The following is an 18,912-nucleotide window of genomic DNA, read 5'->3' as shown; positions in this document are numbered from 1 at the left end:
CCTGCTAGTCTGTTCGAACCGCCTAGGAACCGATGGGCGCGCAAACACAAGAGCCAATACGCCGTTCGTCGGATCGGCTATGTCACTCGTCGATAGCGGTCAGGCGGGGAGGCGCAGCGTGGCGGCAAGTCCGCCTTCAGGCCGGTTCGCAAGGGTCAGCGTGCCGCCCCGCTCCTCGGCCACGGCGCGCGCCAGTGTCAGCCCGAGCCCGGCGCCGCCGGTCGAGCGGCTGCGGCTGCCCTCCCCGCGCACGAAGGGCTGCATCAGCGTTTCCAGGCGATCTTCGGGAACCCCGGGCCCATCGTCCTCCACCCGGATCACGATCCACGCGCCCGACCTTTCGAGCGAAACGCGCGCGCTTCCGGCATAGCGAAGGGCATTGGATATGAGGTTGCGCAGGGCGCGTTTCAGCCAGGTGACGTGGACTTCGGTGCTGAGGCGGGGTCCGTCGACAAGCTCGACATCCTCTCCCATGTCCTCGAACTCTTCCACCACCGATCCGGCCAGTGCGGACAGTTCGGCGCGTTCGGGCGGATTGTTCGCGCGGCCGATGCGGGCCAGTTCCAGTATCTCGTCCAGCGTGCGCGTGATATCCTCTATGGTGGCGGCCATGCGGGAGCGCTGGGCATCGTCCTCCACGCTTTCGATCCGCACCCTGAGCGCCGCGAGCGGGGTCTTGAGGTCATGGCCGATGGCGCCGAGCATCACGTCCTTCTCGTCCAGCATCGCCCCGATCCGGGCTTCCATCGCGTTGTGCGCAGCGATGAGCAGGGCGATGTCGTCCGGGCCGGACGGTTGCAAAGGCGTTGCCTTTGTTCCGGGGCGTGCGATCTGCTGGGTTCGCCGGGTCAGCGCGGCGAGCGGACCGGTCAGGCGCCTGAGCACCCCGTACATGATGGCCATCAGCATGCCGAACAGGATGACCGTCTGCACGATCAGCCCGGCGATCACCGCGCGGTCCATGCGCGGCACCGGAAGACGCACCACCTCCCACACCGAGGATCCCTGACGCTTGATGCCGACCACGAGTATCCGGGGGCGCAGCGTCCTAATTTGCTCGCGCAGCTGGGGCGAACGGGCGGCTGCGGCGGCAACCTGCGGATCGGACAGTGCGGAGCGTTCGATCACGGAAATGCCCGTCAGTCCGACACCCTGACGAGCGAGGACTTCGGTTATCGCCTCCTCTCGCTCGACCAGTTGTTGCTCGTTTGCCCGTTCGGGCGGGGTTTCGCTGAGCGAATAGCGCAGTTGACGCGGGACCGCGCGTTGCCCGCCCCGGCCAAAGCCACGGCGCTGGAAACCGAGGCTGTTTTCCGCCCGCGCGAGACGCATCGGGCCGGTGATGAGTTCGAAGGCGGCGGTGTTTACAAGCGCCACTTCGCGCCGTTCGTCAGCGGCGCGGTATAGCAGCGTCGCGTAGATCGCCTGCGCGCCCAGCAGCGCCACCGCCAGCGCCAACAGCGTCTGGCCAAGCAGGCTGCGCGGCCAGGTGCGGCGAGTTGCGCCGGCCATGCTCAGGCTCCGGCCATGCTCAGCGGTCGGGTCGCGTGATGCGGGCGACATCCGCGGCGAGGCGATAGCCACCGCCGCGCACGGTCTGGATCAGTTCGGGATTGCGGCTGTCCACCTCGATCTTGCGCCGCAACCGGCTGACCTGGTTGTCCACCGCGCGGTCGAACAGATGCGCCTCGCGGCCCTGCACCATATCGAGCAGCCGGTCGCGATCGAGCACTTGCCGGGGGTGATCCACCAGCGCCTTGAGAAGCCGGAATTCGGCGGTCGAGATGGCGATCAGCGCACCTTCGGGATCGGTAAGCCGGCGCTTGAGCGGGTCCAGTTCCCAGCCTTCGAAACTGTAGACGAAGGCATCGTCGTCGCCCGGGGTGGTCGCCTCGCGAGAGGCGCGCCGCAGCACGGAACGGATGCGCGCCACCAGCTCGCGCGGCTCGAAAGGCTTTGGCACATAGTCGTCGGCGCCGATCTCCAGCCCGACGATGCGGTCCATTGCCTCGTCCTTGGCGGTCAGCAGGATGACCGGGAGATGCTTCGCTTCGACAAGGTGGCGGCACAGCGAGAGGCCGTCCTCGCCCGGCATCATGATGTCCAGCAGGACCAGGTCGGGGGACCAGTTCGTCAGTTCACTGCGCGCGGCGGCGGCGCTCTCCGCCTCGCGCACGACGAACCCCTGGCGGGTGAGATATTCCGCCAGGGGTTCGCGAAGGGTCGCCTCGTCATCGACGAGGAGGAGTTCGGTGGGTGTGTTCGCATCGGCAGCCATCGGGCTGGAGTCTTGCCGTCCGAGCTCCATGGTTTCAAGCGCCTAGAATGCGATCATCCCTGCCGATCGGCGGCGCGGCGTTCCTGCCAGGCCTTGCGCATGGTTTCGCGGGCGGCCTTGCGCTCCGCCGGAGTTACGGTGCCGTCCTTGTTGGCGTCGGCGCGTTCGAACATGGTGATGGCCCGATCCACGAAGGCGGCCTTCGTCACCTCGCCGTTCGCGCCCATGCGATTGCCGCGCTGGCCCTTGCGCTGCTTGCCGGCCATCGCCTCGAATTCGGTGCGGCTGATCTGGCCGTTTCCATCCGCATCTATGCGGGCGAACATCTTGTCGCGCATGGCGGCACGGTCCGCCTGATCGAGCTTGCCGTCCGAATTGGCGTCCATGCGGGCGAAGCGGGTTTCGGCGCGCTGTTCCGCCTGGGCGCGGGTCATGTCGCCCTGCGGCATGCGGGCCTGTCCGGGCGCAGCGATGGCGGTGCCGGCGAGGCCGAGAACGGCGGCGGCGGAGAGGAGAAGAGTCAGCTTGTTCATGGGATCGATACTCCGATTGTCATGCGCATCGAGGGGGGTGCTGAAGAGATGCAAGAGCTGCGACCGGGCGACCTACTTGGGGGAGGGGGAAGGGGAGGTCCGCTCCAGCCGCAGCTCATGTTGGCCTTTCTACGCCCGCACTGTCGCAGCAGTATCCCGATTTCAGGCAAAAGTGTCGCAGCGTGTATCGAAGCGCCGGGTCTGTTAATCCTACAGACAATCCGGCCGATTTCCGCCAATTTTCACCCGGAAGTTCATACTAAGGTCAGGCCAACGCCGCGTCTCGGCGTGGCCGGTGTTGGGTACCCTCGCCCGCCGTGATGAAGATCGCCGTGGCCGGGCCTTCGACGTCTGCGGTGTGCCACACCCCGGGCGGATTGATGGCATAGTCCCCCGCGCCCAATGCCCCGGTATCGCGGCGCCCGTCCGCATATTCCTGGGTCAGAATCATTCGGCCCGCCGTGCAGATCACCACTTCAGCCCTGGCGGGATGCATTTCCCAGCTGTCCCAGCTTTCGGTGAAGGTATATTGGGAAACGAGCCGACCTTCGGCCCCATCATCGCCATGGCGCGCGCCATAGCCCTCGTACCAGTCCATACCCGTAAACGGCGGCTGGGCTTCGGCCGTGGCACCGAGGCCGAGGTGGATGAAGGTTTCATCGAGCCGGTGCGCTTCAGTCATGGTGAGTCCCCTTCCCTAGCCTCAGCCACCCCCGGCGCCGGGTTCCATCAGAAAGGCGTTGAGCTTGTTGCCGTCGGGATCGCGAAAATAGCCGGCGTAGAAACCTGGCCCGCGTTCGCCGGGCGCGCCTTCGTCGCTGCCGCCGTTCGCCAGCGCGATCTGGTAGATCCGGTCGACCTGCGCCCGGTCCCTGGCTTCCAGGGCCACCATCACGCCGTTTCCGACCGTCGCCGTCTGGCCGTCGAAGGGCGTCGTCAGCCCGATGCCCGCACCGCCGCCGGGCGCGCCCCAGGCGATGAACTGGTCATCCTCCATCATCCGGCCGACGCCCATCTCCGCGCACACCGCATCGTAGAACTTCGCCCCGCGTTCGCGGTCGTTGGTTCCCAAGGTCACGTAACCGATCATCCACCATCTCCCAGCCGAAGCGACTCACGAACCGACTGGAACAATAAGAGAACAAATCGACTTGAGCAAACCTATTTTGCGAGCGGCGCGCACTGCTCTTTCAGCCAGTCGAGATCATCGCCTTCCAGACGGGGGGAGAGGGTTTCCAGAACCTGCGCGTGATAATCGTTCCACCACGCCGTCTCCTGCGCGGTCAGCATGGCGGGATCGACCAGCCTGCGGTCCAGCGGCGCGAAGGTCAGCGTCTCGAAGCCCAGCCAGTCGCCTTCCCGCCCCTCGATCTCGGCGGGGACCACCAGCACCAGATTTTCGATCCGGATGCCGAATTCGCCGGGTTTGTAATAGCCCGGCTCGTTGGACAGGATCATGCCCGCGGCGAGCGGCGTGTCGGTGCCGGTGAAGGCCCCGCCCGATTTGGAAATGCGCTGCGGCCCTTCGTGCACGGCGAGAAAGCTGCCCACGCCATGGCCGGTGCCGTGGCCATAATCCACGCCCGCCGCCCACAGATGCATGCGCGCCAGCGTGTCGAGCTGGCCGCCGTTGGTGCCCGCCGGGAAAGTGGCGCGGGAAAGTTCGATATGCCCCTTGAGCACGCGGGTGTTGCGATCGATCATCTCGGCGGTGGGTTCGCCGGGCCCGACCCAAACGGTGCGGGTGATGTCGGTGGTGCCACCGCCGAAGCTGCCGTTGTACTGGCCGCCCGAATCGCACAGGAAAATGCTGCTGGGCGGGATCGGGATATTGCTGTCTTCGTCCACCTTGTAATGCGGCAGGGCGGCATGGCCCGCCGCGGCACTGATGGTGTCGAAGCTGGAATCGCGCATGTCCCCATCGAGGTTGCGGAACTCGCGCAGCTTGGCCGCCGCCGTCAGTTCGTCGATCTCGCCGCTGGGCGCGTTCATTTCGATCCAACGCAGGAACTTCACGATCGCCGCGCCGTCGCGCGCCTGGGCATCGCGCTGGCCCTGCTGTTCGGCGGGGTTCTTGATCGCCTTGGCCAGAACCGTCGGGTCCTTGGCGCGCACGACACGGGCACCCGCCTGGTCGAGCGCCTGAAAGATGCCGGCGACCGCGTGATCGGTGTCGAGCGCCACGGTCTTTCCCGAAAGCTCCGCCAGCGCGGGTTCGAATTCGTCGCGCGGGCGCACGATCACGGCGTTGCCAAGATGCTTGATGAGCTCCGGCGTCACCTTGCCGGGCGCGATGAACAGTTCGGCGGTGCCATCGGCCTTCAGCAGCACGTAGGAGAGCGCGACGGGCGTGTTCTCCACGTCCTTGCCGCGAATGTTGAGCAGCCAGGCGACCGAATCGAGCGCCGTCACGGCGGTCGCGTCGTATCCCTCCTCCTTCAGCCAGTCGGCGATGGCGGCGCGCTTGTCCGCGCTGGACCGGCCCGCGTGCTCGTCGGCATAGGGCATCGCGGGCGCGGCGGAGGGCGCTGGCCGGTCCTGCCAGACGGCATCGATGGGGTTGCCGTCCACGGGCACCAGTTCGATGCCTTTCTTCGCCAGAACGGCAGCGGCCTTTTCCGCCCATTCGATGCCGTGCAGCCACGCGTCGTAGCCGATCTTCGCCCCCTTGGGCGCGTGCTTCGCGATCCAGGCGGCGGGGCTCGATTCGGGCACGGGTTCGTAATCGAAGAACTCGCCGTTCACCTGTTCGCGCACCTGTACGGTATAGCGGCCATCGGTGAACATGGCGGCGCCCTTGCCAGTATAGCCATCCCCCGCCAGCACGACCGCCGATCCCGCCGAGCCGCCGAAATTGGTCAGCCATTTCAACCGCTGGGCATAATCGCCGACGTACTCGCTCATGTGCTCGTCACTGATGGGGACGATGAAACCGGCGAGGCCGCGCCCCGTCAGTTCGTCGCGCAGGGCGTTGAGGCGGGCTTCGGTGGAGTGCATGAGCATGGCTTGAGGTCCTTTCGCATCCCACATAGGGGCTACCCATGAACGATGCCACCGCAGCGCCGCATACCGCGCCCACCGCCCCGAAAAAGCCCTTCAGCTACTCGCACCACGGGATCACCATCGAAGACCCGTATCACTGGCTGCGCGATCCGGGCTATCCCAAGGTGGAGGACGCGGAAATCCTCGACTATCTGAAGGCGGAAAATGCCTGGTTCGAGGCGCGGATGGCGCCGCATTCGGGACTGGTGGACACGCTGTTCGCGGAGATGAAGGGCCGCATCAAGGAAGACGACAGTTCGGTCCCGCAGAAGTTCGGCGACTATCTCTACTGGACCAAGTTCGAAGAAGGCGCGCAATATCCGCAGCATTATCGCAAGCCGCTGGCGGCCACGGACGATGGCTCGGCGGACGAGCTGCTGCTGGACGAGGTGCAGCTGGCCGAGGGGCACGAATATTTCAGCTTAGGCCAATATGCCGTCACCCGCGATGGAACCATGCTGGCCTATGCCACCGACACCGACGGGGGCGAGCGCTATACGGTCAAGGTGAAGGATCTGCGGACCGGCGAACTGCTGGCCGACGAGATCCCCGGCACGCTGGGCAATATCGAATGGGTCGAAGGCGACACGGCGCTGGTCTATGCGCTCGCCAATGAGCAATGGCGGACCGACAGCATTCGCGTCCACCGCCTCGGCACGCCGGTGTCCGAGGATGTCGAGATCTTTCACGAGGATGACGGCGGGTTCCGCGCGCAGGCCGGGCTTTCGGCGCAGGAAGACTGGCTGATCGTTTCCACCGGCGATCACGAGACCAGCGAAGTCCGGCTGGTGCCCGCAGACAACCCCACCGGCGAACAGATCGTCATCCGCCCGCGCGAAGTCGGGGTCGAATACGATGTCGATGTGCGCGACGGCGAGGTTTGGGTTCACACCAACGACTCGCATGTGAACTTCCGGCTCGCCAAGGCACCGCTGGAGAACCCCGGCGAGTGGGCAACGGTGATCGAGGGATCGGACGCATTCTACCTCAACGGTTTCGAGCTCTATGCCGATTTCTTCGTCACCGAGGGGCGGCTGGAGGGCCTCGATCAGATCCGGCTGCACGATTATGCCGATGCCAAGCCCAGGCCCATCGCCTTCCCCGAGGCGAGCTATGTCGCGGGTCTCGGCAACAATATGGAATATGCGGTCGATGTCCTGAGGCTGTCGTATCAGAGCATGGTCACGCCCGGATCGGTCTATGACTACGACACCCGGACAGGGACGCTGGACCTGCTCAAGCAACAGGAAATCCCCAGCGGTTATGACGCCGATCTCTATGTCACCGAGCGGCTGATGATCCCGGCGCGCGACGGCACACAGATCCCGGTCAGCGTGATGCGGCGCAAGGATCGTCCCGCCGGAGGCCCGCTCCATCTCTATGCCTATGGCGCCTATGGCATCGCCTACCCCCCGGGATTTTCGGTGACGCGGCTGAGCCTGGTCGATCGCGGCATGGCCTTCGCCATCGCGCATATCCGCGGCGGCGACGACATGGGCCGCAGCTGGTATCTGGCGGGCAAACGGTACGAGCGCTGGAACACCTTCAACGATTTCGTCGATGCGGCGAAGGGCCTGATCGCCCTCGGCCATACCGAGGCGGGCCGGATCAGCATCGCCGGCGGCAGCGCGGGCGGGCAGCTGATGGGCGTGGTCGCCAATACCGACCCCGAACTGTGGGGCGCGGTAGTGGCCGATGTGCCCTTCGTGGACTGCCTCGCCACCATGCTCGACGAAAGCCTGCCGCTGACGCCGGGCGAATGGCCCGAATGGGGCGATCCCATCACGTCCAAGCAGGTCTTCGCCTATATCCTCAGCTATTCGCCCTACGATCAGGTGGTGGCGCAGGATTATCCGCCCATAATGGTGACCGGGGGGCTGACCGATCCGCGCGTAACCTATTGGGAACCCGCCAAGTGGACCGCGAAACTGCGCGAACTGAAAACGGACGGCAATGAATTGCTGCTCAAGATCAACATGGGCGCGGGCCACGGCGGCAAGTCCGGGCGGTTCGAATCCATCCGCGAAGTGGCCGAACAATACGCGTTCATCCTGTGGCAGCTGGGGCTCGAAGCATGATCCGCAATATCGTTTTCGACATCGGCAATGTGCTGGTCACCTGGGATTCTCTGGCGATCGTCCAGGCCGCTTTCGGTCTGGAGGGCGATACGGCGGCGGAGCGGCGCCGGGCGCTGTTCGTCACCACCGACATCTGGCTGGCGCTCAATCGCGGCGAGATGAGCGTGGAGGATACCAAGCGCGCCTATATGGCCGAAGGACTGATGGACGCGGACGAGGCGGAGCGCTTCTTCGTGGCGGTCTATGACAGCTTCGCGCCGATCGCCGGGACCGAGGCGCTGATGCGCCGGCTGAAGGACGCAGGGTTCCGGCTGTTCGCGCTGACCGACAACGTCCACGAAATCGTGGCGCATCTGAAGGACACGCACCGGTTCTGGCCGCTGTTCGAAGGCGCCACCGTGTCGGCCGAGGTCGGGTTGCTGAAGCCCGATCCGCTGATCTACCGACACCTGCTCGACAGCCACGATCTTGAGGCCGAGGAGACCGTGTTCTTCGACGACATCCCGCGCAATGTCGAAGGAGCCAGGGACGCGGGCATCCAAGCCTTCCTGTTCACCACGGCCGAGCAGGCCGAGGCCGATCTCGCCTCGTTGGGAATCGCAGTGTGAGCAACAGCCACGCCAGGACGTTCATTGCCCGGCCCGAGGACATCGACGAGCTGGGCCACGTCAACAACGCCGTATGGGTGCGCTGGGTGCAGGACATCGCGGTCGAACACTGGCGGGCCGCTGCCGACCCCGCCCATGTCGATCGCTTCATCTGGGTCGTGACCCGGCACGAGATCGACTATCGCGGCAATGTGGGCGAAAGCGCGCGGGTGAATGCGGTGACCTATATCCCCGATCCGCCCAAGGGCGCGCGCTTCGACCGCTGCGTCGATTTCCGCGACGAGACCGGCAAGCTGCTGGTGGCCGTCCGTTCGACCTGGGCGATGATCGAGCGCGAATCCGGCCGGCTGCATCGCATCCGGCCCGAGATTGCCGCGCCGTTCTATCCAGCGAGCTGAGCGACCGCCCTTGGTGAGCGGTCTTCATCGCACGCCAGGTCCAGCGTGCGCGAGGAGAGCAGGTTGCGGCCATTGTGCTTGGCTTCGTAGAGCAGACTGTCGGCGAGCCTGTAGAGTTCCTCGAACGGTAGCTTGAGCGTGGACCGCTCGCCACTCTCGATCAGGCCGGCGCTGGCCGTGACCAGCATTTCGAGAGCAGCAACCTCGCGGGCGATCCGCACCGGGATCGCTTCGCGCATCCGTTCGACCCGGCTGGCGACATGGTTGCCGCGCAGGAGAAGTAGAAATTCCTCCCCGCCCAGCCGCACCGCGACGGTATCCGGGTCGCCCTCAAAGACGGACGCCGCGACCGATAGAACCGTATCTCCCAGCGCATGGCCGTGGGTGTCGTTGACGCGCTTGAAGTTATCGAGGTCGATCACCGCGAAGCCGGTAAATCCCTGGCGTTCGAGCCCCTGGAGATGCCCCTCAAGCACCCGGCGGTTATAAAGTCCCGTCAGGGCGTCGCGCTCGCTGAGCTGGGTCATCGAGTGGGCATGGGAGACCGCGCGGTCGCGCTGCTGCTTGATCGTCATGAAGCGATCAGCAACCCCCAGGGACGTGGCGATGCTTTCGATGACCATGGCGAAGTAGAACAGCTGCATCGCCTCTTGCTGCGCCACGCTGGTATTGAGCATGGTCACGACGCGGATCACCCCCATGGCGAAGAACGGCGTCCAGGCGACGATCTGGAACCGGACGGCCCGGCTCTTGCGCCGGATGGCATCGACCATGGAGACGACGAAGAGAACCATCGCGGGAACGAAGCTGGCATAATAAAGGGAGGTCTGAACTCCGCGCATTACGTCGGGAAAAAACGCATGCAGCAGCGATACGCCGATAACCTGCCAGGCGCAGATATACAGCGCCTTGCGGATGCGCGGGTCCAGCCGGTCGGGCTCGATGAACGCCGCAGCAAATCCGAGCGCAGCGCTGATGCTGATCCCCAGGCTCAAGACGATCAGTCGCGAATAGACGTACAAGGATAGTTCGACGAAATGCCCCACGACGCCTGAGGTCAGCAGGCACTGGAGCAGCAGGCCGAGGGAAACGACCAGATGCCAGATCAGGAACCGCTCCTTCAAAACCCGATAGAAGGCGAAATTGAAGGCCAGCGGCATCAGCAGGATTCCGCACACGATCGCGGCCAACAGCAGGCTGGTCAGCGCCTCCGGCCTTTGTGACGGATTGTCGGCTTCCAGCGACGCGTCCGTGAACAGACCGCGTGAGGTCGGACCGTCGAAGGCGGCGAGCACGCTGTCGAACGAACCCTCGGCCTGCGGAACGGGCAAGATCAGCATCCTGCTGCTGTTGCCGCCGATCAGGTCCGAGGCCTCGTACCGCCTCTCGGCAACGATCCTGTCGCCCCGTACCACGGCTAGGGTAATCGCGTCGAACAAGGATGGCCGCGTCGTGAAAAACCGTGCGGACTTACCCCCCTGCAGGCGCATCGAGCCGCAGCACGACGCGCTCCGGCCCGAGCGCGGCCGCCCTCGCCCGGCAGTCCCACCGTTCGGGCGACGCGGCGACACGCTCAAGACTTTCGCCGGTATTCGAAGCGGCGATGCATTGGGGCGCGGTCTGCGCCTGCACGGGCGCCAGCAACGTAGGGAGAGCCAATAGCAACGCGACCAGCGGCAGCCTGGGGAGCACCCTGGCTAAGGCCGCAACGACTGTCCTAAAGAAATGATCGGCGACCTTCGCCGGCTTTCCCGTCACCTTGTTTCGTGCCCCCACACACTCTCAATCTCCACCCTCACACTCTAAAAGTGCAAAGGTTAACGAAACGTAAAGATTTCAGGTCTGGGTCATCGCTTCGTTAACGGGGAGATAGTCGTAGCCGAGTTCCTCCGCCACGGCGCGGTAGGTAACTTGCCCGGCGTGAACGTTAAGGCCTTCGGCCAGGTGCGGATTGGCCTGCAGGGCACCGCGCCAGCCAAGCTGCGCGATGCGAAGCGCATGCGGCAGCGTGACATTGTTGAGCGCATAGGTGCTGGTGCGGGCAACCGCGCCCGGCATGTTGGCCACGCAGTAATGCACCACTTCATCGATCACATAGGTCGGATCGGCATGGGTGGTGGCCTTGCTGGTTTCAAAGCAGCCGCCCTGATCGATCGCGACATCGACGAGCACGCTTCCCGGCTGCATCGTCTTGAGCATCTCGCGGGTCACCAGCTTGGGTGCCGCCGCCCCTGGGATCAGAACCGCGCCGATGACCAGATCCGCGTTTGCCACCTCGTCCTCGAGATTAGCCTTGTTGGAAAACCGCGTCTTGGCGCGACTTTCGAAATGGATGCCAAGCTTTTCGAGAACTTCGGGGTCGCGGTCCATGATGGTGACATCGGCACCCAGCCCCACCGCCATCTGCGCCGCGTTGAAGCCTACGACGCCGCCGCCGATGACAGTAACCTTGCCGGGCAGAACGCCCGGGACGCCGCCCAGCAGCACGCCGCGCCCGCCATGTGCCTTCTCCAGGGCGGTGGCACCCGCCTGGATGCTCATGCGCCCGGCGACCTGGCTCATGGGCTTGAGCAGCGGGAGGCTGTTGCCCGGCCCCGTCACCGTTTCATAGGCGATCGCTGTCACCCCGCTTTCGACCAGATCCCGCGTCTGTTCGGGATCGGGCGCCAAGTGCAGATAGGTATAGAGGATCTGGTCGCGCCGCAGCTTGGCGCGTTCGACCGCCTGCGGTTCCTTGACCTTTACCACCATCTCGCATTCGGCGAAGATGGGATCCGGGCCGTCCACGATTGTGGCTCCGGCGGCCTTGTACTCGGCATCATAGGCACCGATGCCATTGCCCGCGCCGCTTTCGATCCACACTTCGTGGCCCTGATGGACAAGCTCGCCCGCGCTTTCCGGAGTCAGGCCGACGCGGTATTCGTGGTTCTTGATTTCCTTGGGGCAGCCGACGCGCATACGATCTCCTTTTCGCGGGATCCGTTACGTCTGTAACCAGCTTCGCGCAACTGCTGGCTTGGCGAGTTCATAGCCTGTCAGGGCCTGAACCATAGCCTCCGATCATTCTCGATCCGTGCCGGAAGGTGCGACGGCCCAGCGAGCAGTAATTTGTTCGGCCCCGCTGCGCTCTACACGGCGTATGTCGAGACCCTCGCCCAACTGTTCGATCGCGGTATCGAGTGCGTCCGCCGGCCCGATCAGTTCGATTGGCACGCCCGTGCGCCTGGCCGCCCAGTCGATCACCCGTATCGCTTCCGCCCCGGCCTGGGTGGGCGCGTTGTCATCCAGCGCGATGGAAGGCAAGTCCAGCAGAGGCGGTCGCAACTGGACCGTCCAGTCCTGCGTTCCGCTGGCCACCCGGTTCTCGAGCTCGCGATAACCCTCCAGAGTCAAACCGGAGAGGGGCCGCGCGGACGCCATGACCCGGCGCTTGTCGCCATCGACCACGACCTCGTCGCGGTCGACCCCGGCAGCCAGGGCCAGTTCGGAGACCAGCGATTGCGTCGCGCGCTGGGCTGCCTCGCTCTGTTCGCGCTGGCGGGCCTGCGCCAGGGCGGCCTGTTCGGCGGCACCGGGATCGGCGCTGACCTGAAACTGGTTGATCGCAACTTCGACCGGAACGCCCAGATCGCGCGAAAGGATGCGCGTTGCCGCTTCGCCCGCGTCCGGCTGGAATTCGGGCGTCAGAACCGATGCCGTGATCTGCAGCGGCTCGGCGTCCCAGTCGATGGAAAGCTGATCGATCCGCGAACGCAGGTCGAAGCGATCCTCTATCACGCGCGTCACGATCCGGCGTCCGTTCGCCTCCCACGCGATCTGTTGCAGCGAAAGTCCCAGCGGAATCGCCAGAAGGACGAAGATCGCCAGGATGCCGAGGTTCTGCAGCAATCCGTTGCGCGAATTGTGAGTGCGCTTGAAGCCGTACAGCCGTGCCATCACCGTCGCTGTGAGCGCGATGGTGAGCAGGTTGGTGATGAACAGCATCAGCGCGCCCTGGAACACGGTCCAGTTCCAGGTCGCGAGGCCGAAGCCGACCGCCGCCAGCGGGGGCATCAGGGCGGTAGCGATGGCGACACCCACGATGGTGCCCTCGCGCCCGCGGATCATGGCATAGCTGCCCGCCAGCGAGGAAAACAGCGCCACCAGCAGATCGAACAGATTGGGCCGCGTGCGCGAGGCGATCTCCTCGGTAACGGTCTGAAGCGGTGATACGAAGACGATGAAGGCGCAGAACAGGATTGCCACCAGCGTGCCGACGAACAGCGCCTTGGCGCACAGCCGCAGCCAGATGAACTTGCCTTCCGCCAGCGCGAAGCCGGCCCCCAGAATCGGGCCCATCAGTGGCGACAGCAGCATCGCGCCGATGACCACGGCGGGAGAGGACAGCAGCATGCCGAGGATCGCGATCCCCGCCGACATGCAGATCATGAAGATATAACGCGGTGTGCTCGCGCTTTCGCTGGCGACGCGCCGCAGCACATTGCCGCGGTCGATGCCATCGCGCACATCCTGGTTCCACCACGCCTTCAGCGCCATCCACGCCGCAGCGACAGGCTGCACGCGATGGTGCCGGGCGGGCAAGGCGGTATCGGCTTCGGCCATCAGCGCCGCCTATCCCACAATTAAACGCAGGTCGCCCCCGAATTTCAGCTCGGGGGCGAGCCGGGAAGCTTTAGAAATCGATACTGCCCCGGACGTAGAGGAAACGCCCGTTGAAGCCTGCCGGCGAGAACGAGCTGTAGGGCAGGAAATAGCCGTTGGTGCCATAATTCTGCCCATCGACGATGCCGAAGCGCACACGATCGGGATAGCTGTCGAAGATGTTGTTCGCGCCCAGTGCCAGTTCGAAACGCTCGGCAATGCGCCCTCGCACCTCCAGGTCGGCAACCCACTGCTCGCTCAACACCTGGTCGCGTGCCGCGTCGGCACCCGGTATCAGGACTTCGCCATAGCGATTGCCGCGCATGGTCACGCCGACAGGACCGTAATCGACATCGACCCCAAGGTTGATCTTCGTCTTCGGTTGCCCATCGGTAAGACGCAAGGACTCCTGCCGACCGAAGAGCGTCAGGCCGGGAAGCGAGGGCAATATGGCACGGTCACGGATTTCGGTGTCGTTCTTGCTGAAACCCGCGGTCAGGGCCACGCGGCCGAAACCGAAATCGGGCACACGATAGGTGCCGACGATTTCATAGCCTTCCGTCCTGGTATCGATGCCGTTGATGAAGAAGCGGGCCGAAGTGATGTTGTTGAACCCGGCACCCTGCAACAACGCGACCACGGCCGCGCCCTGCAGATTTTCCGTGATGACGATCCGGTCGTCGATGTCGATGCGATAGAAGTCCGCAGTGATGTTCAGGCCATCGATCAGCGAAAGCGTTGCACCCACGGAGTAGTTCGTTGATTCCTCAGGGCTCAGGGGTTGTGAGCCCAAAGCCACCGCGACCGGGCTGGAGACAGGGAAGGTTCCGATCTCGACTAGGGTCCCGTTGACGTTGTTGGTGCTGGTGGTTGCGTAAAACTGCTGGTGCAGCGACGGGGCCTTGAATCCGGTCGAGAACGATCCGCGAATCGCGATCCCGTCGATGGGCTCGATCCGGGCGGCAACCTTGCCATTCAGCGTATCGCCGAAGTCCGAGAAATCCTCGTACCGACCGGCGAGTTGCACGGTCAGCAGATCGAACAGCTTGCTTTCCAGTTCGATATAGGCGGCCTTGGAATCGCGGCTGGCGTCAACTTCGTTGGCCGGGCGGAAACCAGGAAACACCTGGGCGCCGGCGGGCGCGTTGAAAGGCGAAGCGGCAAAGGGACCAGCCTGGTAGCTTTGCGGATCGCCTGCCTCGATCTTGAAGTTTTCGTCGCGATATTCGCCACCGAACGCCACCGACAAACCGTCGCCGATGCCCAGATCGAACGTCTGCTGCAGGTCCAGATTGACCGTCGTCTGCCCGAAGGAAAGCTTGCCCGCATCGAAGCGGCGCTGGCTGGGCGCTCCGATCGAGGTGTTGAAGGTATTCTCGACGAAGAAATTGAAAGAGTTCTCGCCGTGAACGACCGAGAGATCGTAATTGAACCCGCTCAAGTCGCCCCGCAGGCCGGCAGCACCCGAGACGTCGTGAATTTCCGAGACGATGAGCGGCAGGAACCCGTCGGGGTAGAAAGGCACGAATGTCGTCGTGGAAGCGCTGAAATTGCGGTTCCGGGAATCGTTGGCCCTTCGGTAGAACCCGGCGCTCTCCGCGTCGCGCACGCCATAGCTGCCGAAGGTATAGAACTCGACATCGGGCGTGATCTCGTAACCCGCGTTGACGAACAGGGTATAATCGGTGGTCGCAGCGTCGCCGTAGCGATGGTTGTACCGATCGAAACTCGCTTCGCGCGGATCGACGAGCCCGCCCACGAGCGGATATTGCCGCCGTGGATCTGCGGCCGAGCGGTTCGTCGGATCCCGATCCTGATATTGCGCGGTCAGATTGAGATAGCCGTTCGGCCCCACCGGCAGGGCCATGTTGGCGGCCAGCGTCAGGATGCCGCCGTCCCGGCGATCTCTCTCCTCTCCATCGCTGGAAAGCTGGTAGACATCCCCCGCACCTGCATTCGGATCGAGAAGGGGTTGCCCGTTGCTACCAAGAATCGGGCCGCTCTGCTGCAACACGCCGTCCATGGTGGTCACGTATTTGCCATAGGTCGCCTGCGCACGGCCGCCCTCGCTCTTGCGAAGCTGGACGTTGATGACGCCGGCGATGGCATCCGAGCCATATTGCGAGGATGCGCCGTCGCGCAGCACTTCGATACGCTCGATGGCGATCGGGGGGATCGTGTTCAGATCGACCGCTGCCGAGCCGCGCCCCACCGATCCGTTGAGGTTCAACAGGGCCGACGTATGCCGGCGCTTGCCATTCACCAGCACGAGCGTCTGGTCTGGCGCCAGTCCGCGAAGCGTTGCGGGCCGCAAGGCATCCGTACCATCCGTGATCGAAGGCTGCGGGAAATTGAAGCTGGGAACCAGCTGGTTCAAAACCTTGTTGGTTTCGGTATAGCCGGAGTTGTTGAGCGCCTCCCCGCCAATCACGTCGATTGGAACCGGGCTATCGGCCACCGTACGGTCCGAACGGCGCGTGCCCGTCACGATAATCTGCTCTTGCGGGGTCGCTTCCCCTTCAGCGGTTGTTTCCGGCAGGTCCGAACTTTGGGCGGCCAGCGGAGCCAGAAACATGGGCGAGACGGTCAGAAGGGCCGAGCAGGCAAGCAGTGAAGGACGAATTCTCATGACGAACTCCAGCGTAAAATCACGCTGGAAATATGGCCGTCACGAAACATTTGATAATAATATTTAGCGGCGATCTAACGAAATATCGGCATTTGCGACAAATCTGTCACATTCGTGGTTTTAAAGCGGATTCCCGTTCGCATCGCGATAGACCTCGCGCCGGCCAACGTGGTTGGCCGGGCCGACAAGGCCGTCTTCTTCCATCCGCTCGATCCACTTGGCCGCGGTGTTGTAGCCAACGCCCATCTGGCGTTGCAGCCAGCTTCCGCTCGCCTTCTGGTTTTCGAATACGATCTGGCAGGCCTGGCGGTATTTGCGCTCTTCCGGGTTGTCCGATGCCGTAAGCTCGTCTTCGAACCCGAAGCCGCCGCCGTCCTCCGGCTCTTCGGTTACGGCATCGACATAGGCAGGTTCGCCCTGCGCGCGCCAGTGATCGGCCACCCGCTCCACCTCCTCGTCACTGACGAAGGGGCCATGCACGCGGATCATCGCGCCGGTGTTGGGCTTGTAGAGCATGTCGCCCTTGCCCAGCAGCTGTTCGGCGCCCTGCTCGCCCAGGATCGTGCGGCTGTCGATCCGCGAAGTGACCTTGAAGCTGATGCGGGTGGGCAGGTTTGCCTTGATAACGCCGGTGATGACGTCGACCGAGGGGCGCTGGGTCGCCATGATAAGGTGGATGCCCGCGGCGCGGCTTTTCTGGCTGAGGCGCTGGATCAGGACCTCGATCTCCTTGCCCACGGTGACCATGAGGTCCGCCAGCTCGTCCACGATCAGCACGATCTGCGGCAGAACCTCGTAATCGAGCTGCTCTTCCTCGTAGAGCTCCTCGCCGGTCTCGGGGTCGAAACCGGTCTGCACCCGGCGGCCCAGCGGGGCGCCCTTGGCAATGGCGGTCTTCACCTTCTCGTTGAAGCCGGCGATGTTGCGCGAATTGACGCTCGACATCATCCGGTAGCGCTTCTCCATCTCTTCGACCGCCCATTTGAGCGCGCGGATGGACTTGGCGGGCTCCGTCACCACCGGGCTGAGAAGGTGCGGAATATCGTCGTAGGTCTTGAGCTCCAGCACCTTGGGATCAATCAGGATCAGGCGGCATTCGGCAGGCGTGAAGCGATAAAGCAGGCTCAGCAGAATGGCGTTGAGCCCGACCGATTTGCCCGATCCGGTGGTACCCGCGACCAGCAGGTGCGGCATGGCGGCCAGATCGGCGATGATCGGTTCGCCCGCGATATCCTTGCCCAGGATGATCGGGAGCGATCCCTTGTGATCGGCAAAGGCCGCGCTTTCGACCAGTTCGCGATAGCTGACCATCTGGCGGTCGGCGTTGGGCAGTTCGATACCCATCACCGTCTTGCCCGGAATCGGGGATACGCGCGCGGAAATCGCGCTCATGTTGCGGGCGATATCGTCCGCCAGACCCACGATGCGGCTGGCCTTGATGCCCGGCGCTGGTTCCAGTTCGTACATGGTCACGACCGGGCCGGCGCGCACGGCAGTGATCTCGCCATTGATCTTGAAATCGTCGAGCACGGTTTCGAGCAGTCGCGCGTTGCGTTCCAGCGCCAGCTTGTCGAGCTTGACCACCTGTTCTTCGGGCACGGGCGCCAGCAGGTCGAGACCGGGCAATTCGTGATCCGCGAACATGTCGCGCTGCTTGGGCTTGGCGGCGGCCGCCCTGCGAGGCGCGGCCGCGGGATCGGGAATCTCGGGCGCGCGGCGCGGTGTAACTGCCATCGGCTCGCCATCGCGCTCTTCCGCGGCGGGGGCGGCGGCGCTGCTGCGCGCAGGCTTGCGTTTGCCGGGAAGCGGCACGCCTTCGTCTTCCGCAACCGGGCGGCCGCGGCGGCGCAGAAAGTCCGGCAGCGTGAAGAAGCGCGCGAAATCGAAGGCGAAGACCTTGGCGGCAAGCGCCGCACCTCCGCCCAGTGCCGCAAGCGCGAGCGCCGCGACGATCCATCCCTCCGCCAAACCGCCGAAGCGGCTCGCTACCGCCTCTATCCCGCGCGCGCCCAGCAGCCCGGCCAGCCCGCCGACACCGGCCGGCAGATTGAGCTGCGTATCTTCGAACAGCAGCGAAAGCACCGTACCGAGCAGGATGATCGCCAGCACCAGCATGCCGAGCGGCCGCCACCACGCGCCGTTCTCTGCCTCCCCATCGGTTTCCACCTCCAGCCAGAGCCGCCGCGCCCCGACGTAGAGAAGCGGCAGGAGCAGGATCGCTGGCAAGCCGAACCATCCCAGCACCGTATCGCTGGCCCAGGCACCCGGCGCCCCCATCCAGTTGCGGATATTGTCGTAACCCGCCGCCGTCGAAGGACTGGGATCGGTCTGCGAGAAACTGGCCAGCGACAGCGCAAGAAAGACAAGCAGCAGCGCCAGCAGCCCCGCACCCAATATCTCGCCCGCACGGGCGAGCGAGCGGCGGAAGGTCGCCTTCCAGTCGGGCGGGGAAACTGCGCGGGTGGCCATCGCGCCAGTATGGATGGCCTGCGAGTCCCCCGTCAAGATTCCTGCGACGGAGCGAACGCGTCGATGGCAGCCCAGCGGGGCCAGTCGAGCGCGCGCGCGCGGGCTGCGGTCATCCCGCCGAGCGCGATCACGGGAATGGGCGAGCGGCGCGCAAGGGCGCGGAAACCGTCGACGCCCAGCCTTGGCGCGCCGGGATGCGAGCGGGTGGCAAAAACAGGCGAGAGGAAGATGCCATC

Annotated in this window: 16 protein-coding genes; 3 read left to right on the top strand and 13 right to left on the bottom strand. The window is 64.6% G+C overall.

The genetic code is table 11. The features are described 5' to 3' along the window. Nucleotides 1-99 precede the first annotated feature (99 nt). From ACFDTG_RS13135 to ACFDTG_RS13110, 6 genes are all read right to left on the bottom strand, one after another. Nucleotides 100-1,512 (bottom strand): ATP-binding protein, encoded by a 1,413-nt coding sequence (locus tag ACFDTG_RS13135; RefSeq protein ID WP_375291488.1) that lies wholly within the window; start codon nucleotides 1,510-1,512, stop codon nucleotides 100-102. 19 nt (nucleotides 1,513-1,531) lie between these two features. Continuing rightward, nucleotides 1,532-2,278 (bottom strand): response regulator, encoded by a 747-nt coding sequence (locus ACFDTG_RS13130; protein WP_375291487.1) that lies wholly within the window; start codon nucleotides 2,276-2,278, stop codon nucleotides 1,532-1,534. 53 nt (nucleotides 2,279-2,331) lie between these two features. Next, the gene (locus ACFDTG_RS13125; RefSeq protein WP_375291486.1) at nucleotides 2,332-2,811 is read right to left on the bottom strand and encodes an EF-hand domain-containing protein; all 480 of its coding nucleotides are present in this window, start codon (nucleotides 2,809-2,811) and stop codon (nucleotides 2,332-2,334) included. Between the two features lie 265 nt (nucleotides 2,812-3,076). Continuing rightward, nucleotides 3,077-3,493 (bottom strand): cupin domain-containing protein, encoded by a 417-nt coding sequence (locus tag ACFDTG_RS13120; protein ID WP_375291485.1) that lies wholly within the window; start codon nucleotides 3,491-3,493, stop codon nucleotides 3,077-3,079. A gap of 21 nt (nucleotides 3,494-3,514) precedes the next feature. Next, the gene (locus tag ACFDTG_RS13115) at nucleotides 3,515-3,901 is read right to left on the bottom strand and encodes a VOC family protein (RefSeq protein WP_375291484.1); all 387 of its coding nucleotides are present in this window, start codon (nucleotides 3,899-3,901) and stop codon (nucleotides 3,515-3,517) included. 71 nt (nucleotides 3,902-3,972) lie between these two features. Next, nucleotides 3,973-5,814, bottom strand: coding sequence for an aminopeptidase P family protein (locus ACFDTG_RS13110; protein WP_375291483.1), 1,842 nt, complete (start codon nucleotides 5,812-5,814; stop codon nucleotides 3,973-3,975). 38 nt (nucleotides 5,815-5,852) lie between these two features. Between ACFDTG_RS13110 and ACFDTG_RS13105 the strand changes: the two genes are divergently transcribed. Genes ACFDTG_RS13105 through ACFDTG_RS13095 form a run of 3 tightly spaced genes read left to right on the top strand, consistent with a single transcriptional unit; the run spans nucleotide 5,853 to nucleotide 8,937 of the window. Further along, a complete protein-coding gene (locus ACFDTG_RS13105) occupies nucleotides 5,853-7,931 on the top strand; it encodes a S9 family peptidase (RefSeq protein ID WP_375291482.1) in 2,079 nt (692 codons plus the stop codon). After that, nucleotides 7,928-8,539, top strand: coding sequence for an HAD family hydrolase (locus ACFDTG_RS13100; protein ID WP_375291481.1), 612 nt, complete (start codon nucleotides 7,928-7,930; stop codon nucleotides 8,537-8,539). The genes ACFDTG_RS13105 and ACFDTG_RS13100 overlap by 4 nt, the downstream gene beginning before the upstream one ends. After that, nucleotides 8,536-8,937 carry an acyl-CoA thioesterase gene (locus tag ACFDTG_RS13095; protein WP_375291480.1) on the top strand — a complete coding sequence of 134 codons (402 nt, stop codon included), beginning with the start codon at nucleotides 8,536-8,538 and terminating at the stop codon, nucleotides 8,935-8,937. Before ACFDTG_RS13100 ends, ACFDTG_RS13095 begins: the two co-directional genes overlap by 4 nt. Here ACFDTG_RS13095 and ACFDTG_RS13090 read toward each other — a convergent pair. The 7 genes from ACFDTG_RS13090 to ACFDTG_RS13060 all read right to left on the bottom strand — a co-directional run. Then, nucleotides 8,922-10,376, bottom strand: coding sequence for a diguanylate cyclase (locus tag ACFDTG_RS13090; protein WP_375291479.1), 1,455 nt, complete (start codon nucleotides 10,374-10,376; stop codon nucleotides 8,922-8,924). The two genes, ACFDTG_RS13095 and ACFDTG_RS13090, sit on opposite strands and share 16 nt — an antisense overlap. Before the next feature lie 31 nt (nucleotides 10,377-10,407). Then, entirely contained in the window at nucleotides 10,408-10,629 is a 222-nt protein-coding gene (locus tag ACFDTG_RS13085; RefSeq protein ID WP_375291478.1) for a hypothetical protein, read from the bottom strand. A 144-nt stretch (nucleotides 10,630-10,773) separates the two neighbouring features. Continuing rightward, nucleotides 10,774-11,895, bottom strand: a complete 1,122-nt coding sequence (gene ald / locus ACFDTG_RS13080) for an alanine dehydrogenase (RefSeq protein WP_375291477.1) — start codon at nucleotides 11,893-11,895, stop codon at nucleotides 10,774-10,776. Nucleotides 11,896-11,997: 102 nt separating this feature from the next. Next, a complete protein-coding gene (locus tag ACFDTG_RS13075; RefSeq protein ID WP_375291476.1) occupies nucleotides 11,998-13,539 on the bottom strand; it encodes a DUF389 domain-containing protein in 1,542 nt (513 codons plus the stop codon). 70 nt (nucleotides 13,540-13,609) lie between these two features. Further along, complete coding sequence (locus ACFDTG_RS13070; RefSeq protein ID WP_375291475.1) at nucleotides 13,610-16,207, bottom strand: TonB-dependent receptor plug domain-containing protein; 2,598 nt, start codon at nucleotides 16,205-16,207, stop codon at nucleotides 13,610-13,612. A 120-nt stretch (nucleotides 16,208-16,327) separates the two neighbouring features. Next, nucleotides 16,328-18,676, bottom strand: a complete 2,349-nt coding sequence (locus tag ACFDTG_RS13065) for a DNA translocase FtsK 4TM domain-containing protein (RefSeq protein ID WP_375291474.1) — start codon at nucleotides 18,674-18,676, stop codon at nucleotides 16,328-16,330. Nucleotides 18,677-18,708: 32 nt separating this feature from the next. Further along, nucleotides 18,709-18,912: thiamine phosphate synthase (locus tag ACFDTG_RS13060; RefSeq protein ID WP_375291473.1), on the bottom strand; the 204-nt coding region annotated here is incomplete at its 5' end.

This window comes from Qipengyuania sp. (genome assembly GCF_042095715.1).
In the GTDB taxonomy this organism is placed as follows: Bacteria; Pseudomonadota; Alphaproteobacteria; order Sphingomonadales; family Sphingomonadaceae; genus Qipengyuania.
Note: the sequence above shows the minus strand (reverse complement) of the source record. Positions and strands in the feature narration are given on the sequence as shown.